Source organism: Pantoea sp. CS_6 (assembly GCF_041954745.1).
In the GTDB taxonomy this organism is placed as follows: Bacteria; Pseudomonadota; Gammaproteobacteria; order Enterobacterales; family Enterobacteriaceae; genus Pantoea; species Pantoea stewartii.
Map to the genome: position 1 here is coordinate 559,252 of NZ_JAVAYG010000001.1, position 17,365 is coordinate 576,616.

Consider the following 17,365-nt stretch of genomic DNA (forward strand, 5'->3'; position numbering starts at 1 on the left):
CTGTGTCCCGTCTTATTTCAGTGCGGCAAGCGCGGCATCATAATCCGGCTCGGTGGTGATCTCATTCACCAGCTGGCTGTAAAGCACGTTGTCATGCTCATCCAGCACGATGACGGCACGCGCGGTCAGGCCCTGCAGGGCACCGTCAGCAATTTCCACCCCGTAATCCTGTTTGAACTCGCCACCGCGCAGCGTGGACAGCGTGACCACGTTATTCAGGTTATCTGCGCCGCAGAAGCGCGACTGAGCAAACGGCAGATCGGCTGAAATGCATAACACCACGGTATTATTCAGTTCGCCCGCCAGTTGGTTAAATTTACGTACCGAAGACGCACACACGCCAGTATCGACGCTGGGAAAAATATTCAGAATCTTGCGTTTTCCTGCATACTCAGAGAGTGAGACATTCGCGAGGTTTTTGGCCACCAGCGTAAAAGGTTTAGCGCTATCGCCGGGCTGCGGAAACTGGCCAGCAACCGCTACCGGGTTGCCCTGAAAGTGAACAGTCTGAGACATACGAATTCCTTCTAATGATGTTATCTGACAAAAAAATAGGGCATCAGTACAGATATAGCCTTTGTTTATGACATAAATTTTAAGGGTTTACGAGTGTAATTGTTGCCTGAATTTAAATGACAGTGATGAATCGCTGACAACAAGGAGCGCTAATGAGGACGGTAAAATGTTATCCCGAAGCCTGGCCGTTGCATACGCCGTTTGTCATCGCGCGCGGCAGCCGCACTGAAGCCAAAGTCGTGGTGGTGGAAATTGAAGAAAACGGAGTAAAAGGCACGGGAGAAGCCACGCCCTATACGCGCTATGGCGAAAGCGAAGCGCTGGTGCTGGAGCACATCGCGACGGTGATGCCCCAGCTTCAGCAGGGCCTGACCCGCGAGGCACTGCAAACGCTGTTGCCCGCAGGGGCCGCCCGAAATGCCATTGACTGCGCGCTGTGGGATCTGGCCGCCCGGCAGCAGCACCGCACGCTGGAACAGGTCGTCGGCATTGCACCGATCGCGTCAGTGGTCACCGCACAAACGGTCAGCATTGATACACCAGAGGCGATGGCCAGCAGTGCCCAGGCACTGTGGCAGCATGGTGCAACGCTGCTCAAAATTAAAATGGACAACAACTTTATCACCGAGCGCCTGATGGCGATCCGTGCGGCGGTGCCCGACGCCACGTTAATCGTGGATGCGAATGAGTCATGGCACGCCGAAGGGCTGGCGGCACGCTGCCAGCTGTTAGCCGATCTGGAAATCGCTATGCTGGAACAGCCGTTACCGGCTGGAGAAGACGAGGCGCTGGCAAATTTTATTCACCCTTTACCCATCTGTGCCGATGAAAGTTGCCACACGCGGGAAAGCCTGCCCGCGCTGCATGGGCGCTACGACATGGTGAATATCAAACTTGATAAAGCCGGTGGGCTGACGGAAGCGCTGGCGCTGGCACAGGCTGCGCGCGATCAGGGCTTTACGCTGATGTTGGGCTGCATGATCTGTACGTCCCGGGCGATTCGCGCCGCCTTGCCGCTGGTACCTATGGTGCGCTTTGCCGATTTGGATGGTGCCACCTGGCTGGCTGTCGATGTCGAGCCCGCCCTGAAGGTACAGAACGGAGCATTAATCACGGCTGCCAGCGCAGCAGATTAACCATCACCTCCAGCCACGTTTCCGTCGCCTCATCTACCGCAATGACGGGCATCTCTGCGGTCACGCACGGCAGACTCAGGTCGTGACACCAACTGCCAAAGGAGCCGGGCGTGGCATAGCCCACGCTGCTGACGCGCGGCAAACTCGTCTGCGCGGCCAGCCAGGCACCGACCTCGGCGTGATGCGGATCGTCGATACAGGCCAGCGGCTCATGCCAGGAAACCACCCAGGCCGGTTTTAGCTGATGAATCAGGCTGCATAACGCCTGGGTTTCCGGCTCTGAGGCGGGATGTGCCCCTGTCGAAAGCGTCACATCCCGCGCGTCTGCCGCGCTGTTCCAGCGGTACACCGTTTCACCTGACTGCCAGTTGGCCGCCGGGAAGTTACGGTTCAGGTCAACGCCATTAGCATTCGCCCGCAGCCCCAGCTGGCAGCCGTCGGGATTGACCGCCAGAACAACGTGATGACGGCGCAGGCCGTCAGGTAGGGTGCGCAGCGCCGCAGAAATGGCCGCAATCGCGGCGTTTTCATCACCGTGCGTGCCAGCCAGAATCAGTCCACTGTTGATGTCAGTCTGATTGGCGGGAAACCAGAGCAGCGGGGCACCCAGAACGGAACGCCCGTATTGCTGCCAGGAAATAGCCAGTTTTCCGCGCTGTGAGCGGGGATGCATTGACGGCATAGTGACATTCTCCAGAGGGTTTCCTTAAAAGTAGCGGAAAAGCCGCCGGGGGAAAATAGCTATTTATCAATCAGCAATTTGCGATAAAGTGGCCGGTAACAGGCTGACTCAGTGAGACGCTGATGCAGCACTTCTTTATCGTAAAGGGGTGAACATGATTATTCGCTTTTCTCCAACGCTAACCGCCCTGAGTCTGCTTAGCGCCACCTTACCCGTTTTTGCCGCAGAGGTGCCCGCAGGCGCGCAGCTCGCCGCAAAACAAGAGATTGTCCGTCACATCAAAGATGAGCCTGCGTCATTTGACCCGGCTAAAGCCGTGGGACTGCCCGAAATCCAGGTGATGCGCGATCTCTACGAAGGGCTCACCAGCCAGGATGCTCACGGGAAAATTGTGCCGGGCGTGGCACAAAGCTGGAGCAGCAGTGATAACAAAGTCTGGATTTTCACCCTGCGCAATAATGCACGCTGGTCTGATGGCGAGCCCGTCACTGCACAGGATTTTGTCTACAGCTGGCAGCGCGTAGTGGATCCTAAAACCAGTTCGTCTCAGGCCTCTTTTGTCGCGCTCAGTGGTTTAAGTGAGGCGGACGCTATCACTAAAGGGACGACAACACCGGACAAACTGGGCGTCACCGCGCTGGATAAACACCGCCTGAAAGTGACGCTCTCGCGCCCGGTGCCCTGGTTTCCGGCCATGGTGTCTAATGTGGCTTTCTATCCCGTCCCGCAACGCGTGATTGAGAAAGAGGGCGATCAGTGGACACAGCCCGGCAAGCTGGTCGGAAACGGCGCTTACCAACTTGACAGCCGAGTGGTTAACGAAAAAATCGTACTGGTGCGTAATCCACGCTACTGGGATAACGCGCACTCCGTGTTAACTAAAGTGACCTTTTTGCCCATCAACGAAGAATCCAGCGCCACCAAGCGCTACCGCGCGGGCGATGTGGACATTACCGAATCGTTTCCTAAAAACATGTATGCCCTGCTGAAAAAGACGCTGCCGGGGCAGGTTTATACGCCGGATCAACTCGGAACCTACTATTACGCGTTTAATACGCAGCAGGGCCCTACGGCCGATGCGCGCGTTCGCAAAGCGCTGTCATGGAGTATCGATCGCCAGGTTATCGCGGACAAAGTCTTGGGCACGGGTGAAAAACCGGCCTGGCACTTTACACCAGATGTGACCGCCGGATTTAAACCGCTGCCTGCCTTGCAGCAACAGCATAATCAACAAGAGATGGACGCGCAGGCCAGAGCGTTGCTGGCGGCGGCAGGATACGGGCCGGCGAAACCCCTGAAGCTGACGCTGCTGTATAATACGTCTGAAAGCCACCAGAAGATTGCCATTGCGGTTGCATCCATGTGGAAGAAGAATCTTGGCGTGGACGTGAAGCTGGAAAATCAGGAGTGGAAAACCTATATCGACAGCCGTAACTCTGGACGCTTTGACGTCATCCGCGCCTCCTGGGTGGGGGACTACAATGAGCCGTCGACCTTTTTAACTCTGTTGACATCCGGCAACAGCAGTAATATCCCGCGCTTCAAAAATGCCGAATATGATGCCGTGATCGCTAAGGCGAGCATGGAAACCAGTGACCAGGCCCGCAATGCAGATTACAACCGGGCCGAACAAATCATTGCGGAACAGGCCCCCATCGCGCCCATTTACCAGTACACCAATGGTCGCCTGATCAAGCCGTGGGTGAAAGGCTATCCGATCACCAACCCGGAAGACGTCGCCTACAGCCGTGAACTGTGGATTGAGAAACACTGATCTAAGGCGGCCTGCCTTGGGCCGCCTTCTGACATCTTTGTACACAGGCTCAGGATTGCAACTCAACACCGCCACGCTAGACTGTATCGTATTGATTTTGATAGCGGGGTAACGGTGTGGACGGTGTGAAAGGAAAATCGCTTCAGGTAACAGATGCCATCATTTCCTGCCAGTTGGATGGAAAGGGCGGCATGATACCGATTGATGAAACCCAGGTGCTGCACGATGAGCATCCCTGCTGGCTGCATCTCAATTATACCCATCCCCGCAGCGCTGAATGGCTGCAATCCACGCCTCAGATCCCGGATGCCGTGCGTGATGCGCTGGCCGGTGAAAGCATGCGGCCTCGCGTGTCCCGGTTGGGGGACGGTTTTATGATTGTCCTGCGCAGCGTGAACCATAACAGCGATGCGCGCCCTGACCAGTTAGTGGCAATGCGGGTGTTTATTAACGATCAGCTCATTGTGTCCACCCGGCGACGTAAAGTGTTTGCCGTGGATGAAGTGCTGACCGATCTCGAAAACGGTAACGGCCCGGTCAACTGTGGCAGCTGGCTGGTCGAGGTCTGCGATGCGTTAACCGGTCACACCAGCGAATTTATCGAAGACCTGCATGACAAAATCATTGAGCTCGAAGATGCCTTACTGGACCAACGCATTCCCCCGCGGGGTGAACTGGGTCTGCTGCGCAAACAGCTGATTGTGATGCGCCGTTACATGGCTCCACAGCGTGATGTTTTTGCCCGGCTCGCCAGTGAGAAACTGCCCTGGATGGACGACAGTGAGCGCCGCCGCATGCAGGAGATTGCCGACCGGCTGGGGCGCGGCCTGGACGATCTGGACGCGGGCGTAGCCAGAACGGCCGTGCTGGCCGATGAAGTCGCCTCGGTAATGGCCGAATCCATGAATCGCCGCACCTATACGATGTCGCTGATGGCGATGATTTTTCTGCCCGCTACCTTTTTAACCGGGCTGTTTGGTGTCAACCTGGGCGGCATTCCCGGCGGCGGATGGCGCTACGGCTTCAGCGTGTTCTGTATTTTACTGGTCATACTGGCGTTAGGCGTGGCGGGGTATTTACGTAAGCGGCGTTGGCTTTGACAGACAAAGCCTGTGAATTGCCTTAGTGACAGAGGGCTTAACAGAAGTAAAGCTGATCGACATCAATACCTGCCGGAGGCAACTGACGCAAACTCTCTCCCGCAGGTGAATGCAACGTCAAGCGATGGGCGTTGCGCTCCATATTGTCTTACTTCCTTTTTTTGAATAACTGCATAATACAGTTGATTCGACCTACGCCGGCCTTGTTGCCGGCTTTTTTTTACCTGCTGGCTGAAAGGCCTAATCTTTCCTAAGCTTAATGTTCATTCGCTACAGAGGAGCACGGTATGAAGGCGATACATAACAGCGAGCCGATTCCAACCGATCCGCCCCCCATTCCTCAGCCGCAACCCGATCCGCCACCGGATCCGGAGTTTCCGCCGATAATGGATCCGCCGCCTCACCGCAACGTATAAAAAAAGGGCATGCGTTTACGCGCATGCCCTTTACCTTTAATGTATTCAGCAGCGTTATTTAATCTCTAAAACATCAAGGCGTTCACTGACATCGGGTGCATCGTCTTCATCGCTGCGCCAGCCAACCGGATTCACCGGCAGGGTTTCGCGATCGAAAGCGAGATCGCCGCCATCCACCACCGCATCCCCGTGCTTAATGCCTTTGAAATCAAACAGATTCACGTCGGCCATGTGTGACGGCACGACGTTCTGCATCGCGCTGAACATGGTTTCAATCCGGCCCGGATAGCGTTTATCCCAGTCGCGCAGCATATCTGCCACCACCTGACGCTGCAGGTTAGGCTGCGAACCACACAGGTTACACGGGATAATCGGGAACTGACGCGCTTCGGAGAAACGAATGATATCTTTCTCGCGGCAGTAGGCCAGTGGACGAATGACAATGTGTTTCCCGTCATCGCTCATCAGCTTCGGTGGCATGCCTTTCATCTTGCCGCCGTAGAACATATTTAAAAACAGCGTTTGCAGGATGTCATCGCGATGGTGGCCCAGCGCAATTTTGGTACAGCCCAGCTCTGTGGCTGTGCGGTACAAAATGCCACGACGCAGACGCGAGCACAGCGAGCAGGTGGTTTTGCCCTCTGGAATCTTCTCTTTAACGATAGAGTAGGTGTCTTCCTCGACAATTTTGTACTCAACACCTTGCGCCTCAAGATATTCCGGCAGGATGTGCCCCGGAAAGCCGGGTTGCTTCTGATCAAGATTGACTGCCACCAGACTGAAACTCACCGGCGCGCTCTTCTGCAGGCTACGCAGGATCTCCAGCATGGTATAGCTGTCTTTACCACCAGACAGGCAAACCATGATGCGGTCGCCTTCTTCGATCATATTAAAATCGGCAATGGCCTCGCCTACGTGACGACGCAAACGCTTCTGGAGCTTGTTGAGGTTGTACTGTTCTTTCTTGTTAATTTCTTGATTTTGCAGCATTACGTCGCTTCTCAATAATCAAAGGGGCACATTTGAGCCTGTTGCCGTGCCCCCTGATTTGCTTTTATGACAGGTTATCACCCGCCGAAGATTGTCAGCAGGCAAAGTATGCCGCGTATGGTACGGATTACGCGTGCAATTTCCAATATCAATTATCGTTAAGCATAAACCTGATGGTGACTGACCACGATATTTTGCCTTCCGTCTTATTTTTGCCAACTGCACTGGCAAGAGAGATAAGATGAAAAGCAGAGAATAAACACGGTCAGATAAAGGCGTTATTCACGCCGACAATAAGCCGCAATGAAAGCAGAAATGAAGATCTCATGGTGAGGGTAAGGATATGTCTACTGTCGGGTGGGATTTATCCCGCCCGACAAGAACGTGCATCTACGCTTTTATCGTGCGGAAGCGGCACAACGCAGCATCCATGTCCTACATCATCTCCAGCGACTGCACGCCCTTTACTTCCATGATTTTGTCATACAGATGCGCATCGCTGGATTTCCGGGAGAGGGTAACCTGAACGCTTAATTCACATAAACCGCTTTCCTCGTCCCGGTTAATGACCGAAATATTGCCATAGCGGATGCCTTCGCGTTGCATGACCAACAGCACCAGCGGCACGCTTTTCGCCTTGAGATAAACAATTAACGTATGGTGTTTACCAATCAGTAAATGACTCAAACGGCGGAAAACCTCGAGCACCACCAGAGCCAGCACGGTGCCGTAAATGCCGATTTCATACATGCCGCTCCCGATGACCAGGCCGATTGCGGCGGTAACCCAAAGCCCGGCTGCCGTCGTCAGGCCTTTAACCACCTGTTTCTGGATCAGAATCGTTCCGGCACCCAGAAAACCCATGCCGCTGACAACCTGTGCCGCGACGCGGCTGGGATCGAGTGCAACGTGATCCTTCATCAACATGTCGGCAAAGCCATATTTAGACACCAGCATAAACATCGCACTGCCAATCCCGACCAGAATATGAGTACGTAATCCGGCTTCTTTGGCACGCATCTGACGTTCCAGGCCAATCAGACCGCCCAGAATGCCCGCCAGCGCGATACGAATCAGCATATCCATTAACATTCTTTTTCTCCGCTCGACATCATGGTTAAACTATATTCCGCCACGTGACTATGTGATAACAGGATAATTCTGCTTGTAATAGGTCAGGATATTTTTTGTAAAAAGCTATTTCTTCTCTCGACCGCGTGTCAGGGCTGACATATTCTTGCTTAGCCTTTAACTCACCTTCCCGGAGTCTGATTGATGAAAGCCGCGACTTTTCTGCTGGCTGCTGCCGCGTTGTTATTGTCTGCCTGCAGCAGTAACAGCGATGACAACGAGCCGCCACAACAAGCTACCGCCGCCCACGTTCAGCCACGTGTGGTTATGTCTGCAATGGCGGAGGCCAGTTGTGCCAATGCAGGGGGAACGCTGGCGTTTTCAAATCAACTGGACGGCTCGCGCATCGGCATGTGTCAGTTAGTCAACGGACGCCGCTGCAGCGAGCAGGCATTGCTCGGCGGTAACTGCGCCCGCTAAACGCGGAGGCCGGCTGTGACCGGCCTGCGTTATCAGGCCGTCACCCGGTTCGGACAGTCTTCTCCACGATGAAGCTGGCTGAGGTTTTCCAGCGTGGTTTCTGAAATCGCAGTCAGAGCTTCAGCGGTCAAAAAAGCCTGATGGCCTGTGAACAGCACGTTGTGGCAGGCTGACAGGCGGCGGAAAATATCATCCTGAATGACATCATTCGATTTATCTTCAAAGAACAAATCCCGCTCATTCTCATAAACATCCATGCCTAACGCGCCAATTTTTTGCTGCTTAAGTGCATCAATGGCGGCCTGAGAATCAATTAACCCACCCCGACTGGTATTAATAATCATGACGCCATCGCGCATCTGCGCAAACGCGTTAGCATTAAGCAGATGATGGTTTTCCGGCGTTAACGGGCAATGCAGTGTAATCACATGCGACTCGGCAAACAGGGTTTTCAGATCGACATATTCCGCGCCCAGCGATAACGCCTGTTCCGAAGGATAGGGATCGAAGGCCAGTAAACGCATGCCAAATCCTTTTAAGATGCGCAGGGTGGCTATGCCTATTTTGCCGGTGCCAATAATGCCGGCGGTTTTGTTATGCATATTAAAACCGGTCAGGCCGTCCAGCGAAAAATTCGCATCGCGGGTGCGTTGATAGGCGCGATGAATACGGCGATTCAATGTCATCATCAGGCCGACGGCATGTTCAGCGACGGCTTCCGGGGAATAGGCGGGCACGCGAACCACTTCCAGACCCAGTTCAGCCGCGGCTTTCAGATCGACATTATTAAATCCGGCGCAGCGCAGGGCGATAAATTTCACCCCCAATTCCGCCAGTTCCTCCAGCACCGGGCGGCTACCGTCGTCATTCACAAAAAGGCAAACCGCATCACAGTCTACGGCGGTCTTGGCCGTGCTTTCGCTCAGCAAAAAATCATAAAAGACCAGATCGAAACCATACTGTTTATTGACCTGTTCAAAATATTTCTGGTCGTAGTGTTTAGTACTGTATACGGCGATTTTCATCGTGGTGCTCCTGGAAAAGGGATGCAACAAGGATAACGTTTTCTCTTACTTTTTGCTGACACCTCTTTAACCTTGCCGGTCAAACCTTCACCTTCGGCGTGTTACGTGCCATCATTACGCCCAGGATATTGAAAAAAAAGGAGTCTTGTTTTCATGCCACGGAGTTTCCGTCGACGCCTGGCCGCGATTCTGGCGCTGATTTTATTGCTGCTGGGATTACTGCTAACCCTTACACAGTGGCTGCCGCGTCTGGTGGGCCTCTGGCTACCTGCAGGCACGCGCGTCGAACTGGAAAACAGCCCACGCTGGCATGACGGGCAACTCATTTTCCCATCTCTTCATTATTTAGCCGGTGACTGTCGCCTGGCGAGCGTCAAAAACGCGGCGCTGGGCCGGCAACAGTCGCGCTGGACGCTCAACGTACAACAGGTCACGTTGCAAAGCGAATGCCTGCAACATCTGCCCGAATCACAAACCGCCTCAACCGCACCGAAAACGCTGGCAGAGTGGCAGGCCATGCTGCCGGGCGCAGATATTCACATTGATAAGCTGACGATCTCGCCCTGGCAGGACTATGCCGGTGGCCTGGATTTGACCCTCAATAAAGCCAGCCAGCAGCTGCATTACCGGGGCGATAATTTACAGCTTGAGGCCACGCTGGAAGGTCAGCAGCTGATGGTCAGACAATTGACGATCACCCATCCGGCGCTTACCGAGCCGCTCAGCCTCAAAGGTCATTTTGAACTGCCGCAATACGCTAACGGCCTGCCGGTTAACGGCGAGATCGCGGGCGCGCTGGCCCTGGACGGGTTTCCGCAACCGCTAAAAGCGGCACTGAGCTGGCAGCATGAAAGCGGCCTGCTGAACATCACCACAGCGGATGCTGCCCGTCCCTTGCTGCGTCTTCCGTGGCAGGCCAGCCGTGACCGCATCACTATTGAGAAGGGTGAATATTACTGGCCACTCACGGCGCAACCCTTGTCGGGCTTTGTGACGCTGACGCTGGATAACTGGCAGGCCGGGCTGGATGCCACAACGGTCACTGGTCGCCTTAACCTGCTGACGCAGGGACGGGGCGGCAAAGGCAATGTCGTTCTGGGCATAGGTCCGGGTCATCTCAGCCTGACGCAAAGCCAGCTGCCGTTACAACTGACCGGCGACAGTAAATTTGCTGCCATGCAGCTGTTCGGCAGTATTCCTGGGCAACTGACCGGATCATTACTGAATCCCGAACTGATTGTTAAACCCAACGCACTGTTGCGCCTGCGCGGGCGTTTACTTTCAACGCTGAACGTGGATGAAGCGCGCTGGCCGCTGGCGGGGGTGCGCTTATCGTCCCGGGGCATTTCTGGACGCCTGCAGGCCATTCTGCGCGCGCACGATCCCAGCTTTGGTCGCTTCACCCTGCATCTGGACGGCGGGGCCCGTGACTTCTGGCCGGATACGGGTGAATGGCGCTGGCGCTACTGGGGAGAAGGCGAGATGCATCCGTTACAGGCGAAATGGGATGTCAGGGGAACCGGTGGCTGGCGCGGCACGCTTATCCATCTTGACACCTTGTCGACCGGTTTTAACCAGATGCAATACGGCAGCGTGCGGGTGGAAAAGCCGCGTTTAATCCTGACTGCCCCGGTGAACTGGCAGCGAGAGGCGGACAATCCTTCCTTTGACGGAAAATTTCAGATGCAGGCCGGTCAGACGCACTTCAGCTACGGGGGCTGGCTGGCTCACTCAACGCTGGATTTTGCCGCCCGCGGGCGCGATCCCGGTCATTTTGTCTGGGGCGGCGAACTGAAAGCCGGCAAGGTCGGCCCGGTACGGGTTAACGGGCGCTGGGATGGCGAGCGCCTGCGCGGTCAGGCCTGGTGGCCCACGCAGTCGCTGACGGTTTTTCAGCCGTTGCTCAGCCCCGATCTGAAAATGAAAATTCGCGCGGGCGAACTGCGCGCTCAGGTGGCGTTTTCTGCCGCCGCTCAGCAGGGTTTTCACGCGGGCGGACACTGGACGGTGAAAAACGGCAGCGTCTGGACGCCAGACAGCCAGATTAACGGCATCGATTTCTCGCTGCCATTCCGTCTGCAAAACCAACAGTGGCATTTTGGCTTACGTGGACCAGTTTCATTGCGCATCGCAGAAATCAAGAATCAGTTTGCCATGCAGAATATTCAGGCTGACTTACAAGGCGCCTGGCCATGGCGGGAAAACGATCCGCTCTGGTTGCAGGATGTCAGCATGGATCTGCTGGGCGGGAAAATTACGATGCCGTTTCTGCGGATGCCACAGCACAGCCCGGCGCGCGTGTCGCTTCGGGATATCAGCCTGAGTAAACTCGTCAGCGCGATTAAACCCAGGCAGTTCGCGATGTCGGGCAGGGTGAATGGCGAATTACCGCTGTGGATCACGAATGCGCGCTGGATCATCGAAAATGGCTGGATTGCCAACAGCGGGCCGCTGACCTTCCGGATGGATAAAGACATGGCCGATGCCATCACCCAAAATAATATTGCGGCAGGCGCCGCGATGGACTGGCTGCGCTATATGGAGATTTCGCGTTCCTGGGCCACGCTGAATCTGGATAATCTGGGCGAACTGACCATGGTCGCGCAGGTGCAGGGCACCAGCCGTTTCAGCAACCGCAACCAGACCGTAAATTTAAACTATCGTCATCAGGAAAACCTGTTCCAGTTGTGGCGCAGCCTGCGCTTTGGCGATAATTTGCAATCCTGGGTGGAGGAAAATGCCACTCTGCCGTCGAAAAAGGAACCCTCACCATGAGCCTCAGGGCCTTACTGCTGCTGATAGCCGGACTCCCGCTGACGGGCTGTGTACCGCGCATCGAAGTTGCCGCGCCAAAAGATCCGATTACCATCAACATGAATGTGAAAATCGAGCATGAGATCCACATTAAAGTGGACAAGGATGTGGAAGCGTTACTGAAAAATCAGAGCGACCTGTTTTGAGGAGAGCCCGCATGAAACGCATCGGCATCACATGCTTACTGGCCCTTACGATGAGCCTGCCCGCCTGGGCATTGACGCTGGATGAAGCCCGTCAGTCAGGCCGGGTGGGAGAAACACTGTCAGGATATATTGCGCCGCGCGCAGATGACAGCGACACGCTGGCACTGGTTAAACGCATTAATGACGGTCGTGCTGCACAGTATCAACGTCTGGCAGAGCAGAACAACCTGACAACGGATGAGGTGGCCAGAATCGCCGGACAGAAGCTGGTAAACCGTGCCGCAGCGGGGGAATATGTACGCGGCATCAACGGACAGTGGCTCAGGAAATAGCCGGGCGACAACGTTGTACGGCAGGCATAAAAAAACCGGGCTCAGCCCGGTTTTCCAGATAAGATCGGTGAATCAGGCCGCAACGATGTGTTTGATCGCGTCTTTTGCTTCGGCGGTGGCTTTTGTCGCGACTTCCGGGCCATAGGCAATGCCTTCGGCAAACACGAACTCGACATCAGTGATACCGATAAAGCCCAGGAACAGCTTGACGTAAGGAGTCAGCAGGTCAGAAGCGGTATCTTTGTGAATGCCACCACGGCTGGACAGAATCACGGCGCGCTTGCCTTTGACCAGGCCTTCCGGGCCGGCTTCGGTATAACGGAAGGTCACGCCAGCACGGGCGATCAGGTCGAAATAGTTCTTCAACTGCGTAGGAATGTTGAAGTTGTACATTGGGGCAGCAATCACCACCACATCATGTGCCTGCAGCTCTGCAATCAGCGCATCAGACAGTGACAAAGCTTCCTGCTGACGCGGTGACAGCGGCGCATCGGAAGGACGCAGCGCGCCCACTAACTCACCATCCAGCACCGGTACCGGGTTTTCTGCCAGGTCACGCACGGTCACCTGATCGCCTTTGGCCTTTGCCTGCTCAGCATAGAAGTCAGCCAGCTGACCAGATTGTGAATAGCCTGCAAGAATGCTTGATTTCAGAACTAATACTTTGCTCATCGTAGTTTCCTGTCTGTTACGCGGAAGGCTTCCCGCTCAATGGCTTACACTTTACAAATATTGAACGGAGCGGGAAAGCGCAATATTTCGAGAGCTATATTCGAATTAATTGAACAACCCGTCATGCGCGAGGGCCGCGCGGCACACGGGAATGTGCTATGATAGGCGCAATTATTATCGTTAATCAGCGGGTTATCTTAGCACTGTACGCTGAGTCCATACCGCCTGAGTAAGGTACGTCATTACTATGTCTTCTCCGGTTTCATCTCCCTTAACGCCGCTTTGGTCGCGGCTTGATGCCCTGATGCTGCGCGACCGGCAGCGGCTGCAACGCCGGTTGCACGGTGCCAGAAAAGTGAAAAATCCTGATGCCCAACACGGTATTGCCGCCGAACTGGAGCAGGATATTCTCGCGGCTGAACAGCGCGTGGCCCAGCGTATTGCCGCCACACCGCGCATCACGTTCCCGGATAATCTTCCGGTCAGTCAGAAACAGCAGGATATCGCGGATGCGATTCGCGCTCATCAGGTCGTGATCGTGGCAGGTGAAACCGGCTCGGGAAAAACCACCCAGTTGCCCAAAATTTGCCTGGCGCTGGGACGCGGTATCACCGGTTTAATTGGCCATACGCAACCTCGTCGTCTTGCGGCGCGCACCGTCGCGAACCGCATTGCCGAAGAGCTGGAAACGTCGCTGGGCGGCTGCGTCGGCTACAAAGTGCGCTTTAATGATCAGGTCGGTGAAACCACGCAGATTAAGCTGATGACCGACGGGATTCTGCTGGCGGAGATCCAGCAGGATCGCCTGTTGATGCAGTATGACACCATCATCATCGATGAAGCGCACGAACGCAGTCTGAATATCGACTTCCTGCTGGGCTATTTGCGTGAGCTGCTGCCGCGCCGTCCGGATCTTAAAGTCATTATCACCTCGGCGACTATCGATCCGCAGCGCTTCTCCCGCCACTTTAACAACGCGCCGGTGATTGAAGTATCGGGCCGGACTTATCCGGTGGAAGTCCGTTATCGTCCGGTCGTCGAAGAGGCGGACGATGTGGAACGCGATCAGCTTCAGGCGATCTTTGATGCGGTTGATGAGCTGAGCCAGGAGGGCCGGGGCGATATTCTGATCTTCATGAGCGGCGAGCGGGAGATTCGCGATACCGCCGATGCGCTGATGAAGCGCGATTTGCCGCATACCGAAGTGCTGCCGCTGTATGCGCGTCTGTCGAACAGTGAGCAAAATCGGGTATTTCAGTCACACAGCGGGCGACGTATCGTGCTGGCGACGAACGTTGCCGAAACCTCGCTCACCGTGCCGGGCATCAAGTACGTCATCGATCCGGGCACGGCGCGCATCAGCCGCTACAGCTACCGCACCAAAGTTCAGCGTCTGCCGATAGAGCCCATTTCTCAGGCTTCCGCGAATCAGCGTAAAGGACGTTGCGGCCGCGTATCGGAAGGGATCTGTATCCGGTTGTATTCTGAAGCGGATTTCCTGAGCCGTCCGGCCTTTACCGATCCCGAAATTCTGCGCACCAATCTGGCCTCAGTCATTCTGCAGATGACCGCGCTGGGACTGGGCGATATTGCGGCATTCCCGTTTGTGGAAGCGCCGGATAAACGCCATATCCAGGACGGCGTCAGATTGCTGGAGGAGCTGGGCGCGCTGACCCTGAGCGAAGAAGGCCATTATAAGCTCACCGGCTCCGGCCGCCAGCTGGCGCAACTGCCGGTGGATCCGCGCCTGGCACGCATGGTGCTGGCTGCCCGGCAGTACGGCTGTGTGCGCGAAGTGATGATTATCGCGGCAGGTTTGTCGATACAGGATCCGCGCGAACGCCCGGCAGAAAAGAAGCAGGCCTCCGATGAAAAACACCGGCGTTTTGCTGACAAAGAGTCTGATTTTATGGCCTTTGTTAACCTGTGGAACTACCTGGGCGAGCAGCAAAAAGCGCTGTCCGGCAATGTCTTCCGTCGCCAGTGTAAAGCCGATTTCCTTAACTACCTGCGCGTACGGGAATGGCAGGATATCTATACCCAACTGCGTCAGGTGGTCCGTGAGCTTGGTATTCCGGTGAACAGCGAACCGGCGGAGTATCGCGAGATCCACTGCGCGTTACTGACCGGTTTACTGTCGCATATCGGCCAGAAAGATGCGGAAAAGCAGGAGTTTACCGGTGCACGCAATGCGCGCTTTGCCATTTTTCCGGGCTCAGGTTTATTCAAAAAAACGCCCAAGTGGACAATGGTGGCGGAGCTGGTGGAAACCAGCCGACTCTGGGGCCGTATTGCCGCGCGTATCGATCCGGAATGGATAGAACCGCTGGCACAGCATCTGATCAAACGTAGCTACAGTGAACCGCACTGGGAGAAATCGCAGGGCGCCGTCATGGCCAGTGAGAAAGTCACCTTGTACGGCTTGCCGATTGTGGCCGCGCGCAAGGTCAACTATGGCGCGATCGATCCTACGCTGAGTCGCGAATTGTTTATTCGCCACGCGCTGGTGGAAGGCGACTGGCAAACGCGCCACGCTTTTTTCCGTGCTAATCAGAAGCTGCGCAGTGAAGTGGAAGACCTGGAACATAAATCGCGTCGCCGCGACATTCTGGTGGATGACGAAACCTTGTTTGCCTTTTACGACCAACGTGTAGGGAAAGAGGTGGTTTCCGCACGCCACTTTGATAGCTGGTGGAAACAGGTCAGCAAAACCACCCCGGAACTGCTCAATTTTGATAAGCAGATGCTGATCAAAGCGGGCGCCGATACGGTCAGCCAGCTCGACTATCCCAATGTCTGGCATCAGGGCAATCTCAAACTCAGGTTGAGTTATCAGTTTGAACCCGGTGCGGATGCCGATGGCGTGACGGTCCATATTCCGCTTCCGCTGCTGAACCAGGTCGATGAAGCCGGCTTTGAGTGGCAGATTCCCGGTGTACGGCGTGAACTGATTATTGCGCTGATTAAATCGTTACCGAAGCCGCTGCGTCGTCATCTGGTGCCCGCGCCAAACTATGCCGAGGCGTTTTTAGGCCGCGTGACCGCAATGGAAATGCCGCTGCTTGATGCCCTGTCGCGCGAGTTCCGCCGGATGACGGGCGTGACGCTGGAGCGGGACGACTGGCAATGGGAACAGGTGCCCGATCATCTGAAAATGACCTTCCGGGTGGTAGACGAACACAACCGTAAGCTGCAGGAAGGTAAAGATCTCGCGGCGCTGAAAGTGCTGCTTAAAGGCAAGGTGCAGGAAACGCTGTCCAACGTGGCGGATGATGGTCTGGAACAGCGCGGTTTACATCTCTGGAGCTTTGGCGATTTGCCTCGCAGCTACGAGCAAAAACGCGGCAACTACCAGGTAAAAGCCTGGCCCGCGCTGGTCGATGAGAAAGACAGTGTGGCCATCCGGTTATTCGACAGTGAGCATGAGCAGCAGAAAATGATGTGGCGCGGTCAGCGTCGGTTGCTGTTGCTGAATATTCCGTCGCCGGTGAAATATCTGCACGAAAAATTGCCGAATAAAGCCAAGCTGGGCCTCTATTTTAATCCCTATGGCAAAGTGATGGAGCTGATCGATGACTGTATTGCCTGCGGTATCGATAAGCTGATTGCCGAGGCGGGTGGACCGGCCTGGGAACAGGCGGCCTTCGATGCGCTGCGCGAGAAGGTCCGCGCCGAGCTGAATGATACCGTGGTGGAGATAGCAAAGCAGGTTGAGCAGATTCTGACGGCGGTCTTCAATATCAATAAGCGCCTTAAAGGTCGGGTTGATATGACACTGGCACTGGCGCTGGCCGATATTAAGGCGCAGATGAATGGGCTGGTGTACCGGGGATTTGTGACCCAAAATGGCTGGCGGCATCTGGCAGATACCTTACGTTACCTGCACGGTATTGAGCGTCGGCTGGAAAAATTGCCGGTTGATCCCCACAGCGACCGCGCCCGTATGCTCCGGGTTCAGGCCGTTGAACAGGCCTGGCAGGCCTGGCGCAACAAACTGCCGCCGCAGCATCAGAATGATGAGGATGTGCTGCATATTCGCTGGATGCTGGAAGAACTCCGCATCAGCCTGTTCGCACAGCAGCTTGGCACGCCTTATCCCATTTCAGATAAGCGCATCATGCAGGCGATGGAGCAGATCACCGCCTGACGGCGGCAAACAGGGTCTTGTAAGAATAAAAAAGCCCGCATTTAAGAATGCGGGCTTTTTTGTG

The 17,365-nt window shown here is 55.3% G+C and carries 15 protein-coding genes; 9 read left to right on the top strand and 6 right to left on the bottom strand.

Going from position 1 to position 17,365, the window contains the following annotated elements; all coding sequences use genetic code 11:
* Nucleotides 1-12 precede the first annotated feature (12 nt).
* The gene (gene tpx, locus RAC90_RS02505; RefSeq protein ID WP_006119290.1) at nt 13-516 is read right to left on the bottom strand and encodes a thiol peroxidase; all 504 of its coding nucleotides are present in this window, start codon (nt 514-516) and stop codon (nt 13-15) included.
* A gap of 152 nt (nt 517-668) precedes the next feature.
* Between tpx and ycjG the strand changes: the two genes are divergently transcribed.
* Nucleotides 669-1,652: an L-Ala-D/L-Glu epimerase gene (gene ycjG / locus RAC90_RS02510; protein ID WP_039340226.1), complete on the top strand. Its 984-nt coding sequence runs from the start codon at nt 669-671 to the stop codon at nt 1,650-1,652.
* On the opposite strand, the gene mpaA is transcribed toward ycjG, so the two are convergent.
* A complete protein-coding gene (gene mpaA / locus RAC90_RS02515) occupies nt 1,627-2,334 on the bottom strand; it encodes a murein tripeptide amidase MpaA (protein ID WP_375123902.1) in 708 nt (235 codons plus the stop codon). The genes ycjG and mpaA overlap by 26 nt on opposite strands.
* 154 nt (nt 2,335-2,488) lie before the next feature.
* Between mpaA and RAC90_RS02520 the strand changes: the two genes are divergently transcribed.
* The 3 genes from RAC90_RS02520 to RAC90_RS02530 all read left to right on the top strand — a co-directional run bounded on the left by RAC90_RS02520 (nt 2,489) and on the right by RAC90_RS02530 (nt 5,624).
* Entirely contained in the window at nt 2,489-4,108 is a 1,620-nt protein-coding gene (locus RAC90_RS02520; protein ID WP_375123903.1) for an ABC transporter substrate-binding protein, read from the top strand.
* A gap of 116 nt (nt 4,109-4,224) precedes the next feature.
* A complete protein-coding gene (zntB, locus tag RAC90_RS02525) occupies nt 4,225-5,208 on the top strand; it encodes a zinc transporter ZntB (RefSeq protein WP_006119281.1) in 984 nt (327 codons plus the stop codon).
* Nucleotides 5,209-5,495: 287 nt separating this feature from the next.
* Nucleotides 5,496-5,624 carry a hypothetical protein gene (locus RAC90_RS02530; RefSeq protein WP_255421282.1) on the top strand — a complete coding sequence of 43 codons (129 nt, stop codon included), beginning with the start codon at nt 5,496-5,498 and terminating at the stop codon, nt 5,622-5,624.
* A gap of 54 nt (nt 5,625-5,678) precedes the next feature.
* Here RAC90_RS02530 and ttcA read toward each other — a convergent pair whose 3' ends face one another.
* Both ttcA and RAC90_RS02540 read right to left on the bottom strand, forming a co-directional pair.
* Nucleotides 5,679-6,614 (bottom strand): tRNA 2-thiocytidine(32) synthetase TtcA, encoded by a 936-nt coding sequence (gene ttcA / locus RAC90_RS02535; protein ID WP_205958494.1) that lies wholly within the window; start codon nt 6,612-6,614, stop codon nt 5,679-5,681.
* 435 nt (nt 6,615-7,049) lie between these two features.
* Nucleotides 7,050-7,706: an MgtC/SapB family protein gene (locus RAC90_RS02540; RefSeq protein WP_006119272.1), complete on the bottom strand. Its 657-nt coding sequence runs from the start codon at nt 7,704-7,706 to the stop codon at nt 7,050-7,052.
* Nucleotides 7,707-7,889: 183 nt separating this feature from the next.
* On the opposite strand from RAC90_RS02540, the gene RAC90_RS02545 reads away from it, so the two are divergent.
* Entirely contained in the window at nt 7,890-8,165 is a 276-nt protein-coding gene (locus tag RAC90_RS02545) for a DUF333 domain-containing protein (RefSeq protein ID WP_162285770.1), read from the top strand.
* A gap of 32 nt (nt 8,166-8,197) precedes the next feature.
* Here RAC90_RS02545 and RAC90_RS02550 read toward each other — a convergent pair whose 3' ends face one another.
* Complete coding sequence (locus RAC90_RS02550) at nt 8,198-9,190, bottom strand: 2-hydroxyacid dehydrogenase (protein WP_039340236.1); 993 nt, start codon at nt 9,188-9,190, stop codon at nt 8,198-8,200.
* 153 nt (nt 9,191-9,343) lie between these two features.
* Here RAC90_RS02550 and RAC90_RS02555 point away from each other — a divergent pair, with 153 nt between their 5' ends.
* The 3 genes from RAC90_RS02555 to RAC90_RS02565 are packed head-to-tail and all read left to right on the top strand — an operon-like array spanning nt 9,344 to nt 12,482.
* Entirely contained in the window at nt 9,344-11,965 is a 2,622-nt protein-coding gene (locus RAC90_RS02555; RefSeq protein ID WP_375123904.1) for a YdbH family protein, read from the top strand.
* Nucleotides 11,962-12,150, top strand: coding sequence for a YnbE family lipoprotein (locus tag RAC90_RS02560; protein WP_006119266.1), 189 nt, complete (start codon nt 11,962-11,964; stop codon nt 12,148-12,150). Before RAC90_RS02555 ends, RAC90_RS02560 begins: the two co-directional genes overlap by 4 nt.
* 11 nt (nt 12,151-12,161) lie before the next feature.
* The gene (locus RAC90_RS02565; protein ID WP_033741770.1) at nt 12,162-12,482 is read left to right on the top strand and encodes a YdbL family protein; all 321 of its coding nucleotides are present in this window, start codon (nt 12,162-12,164) and stop codon (nt 12,480-12,482) included.
* A gap of 72 nt (nt 12,483-12,554) precedes the next feature.
* Here the strand turns inward: RAC90_RS02565 and azoR are convergent, their stop codons facing one another.
* On the bottom strand, nt 12,555-13,154 hold the full coding sequence (gene azoR, locus RAC90_RS02570) for an FMN-dependent NADH-azoreductase (RefSeq protein ID WP_006119264.1): 600 nt from the start codon (nt 13,152-13,154) through the stop codon (nt 12,555-12,557).
* A 247-nt stretch (nt 13,155-13,401) separates the two neighbouring features.
* Here azoR and hrpA point away from each other — a divergent pair, with 247 nt between their 5' ends.
* Complete coding sequence (gene hrpA / locus RAC90_RS02575; RefSeq protein WP_375123905.1) at nt 13,402-17,301, top strand: ATP-dependent RNA helicase HrpA; 3,900 nt, start codon at nt 13,402-13,404, stop codon at nt 17,299-17,301.
* The last annotated feature ends 64 nt before the right edge of the window (nt 17,302-17,365 follow it).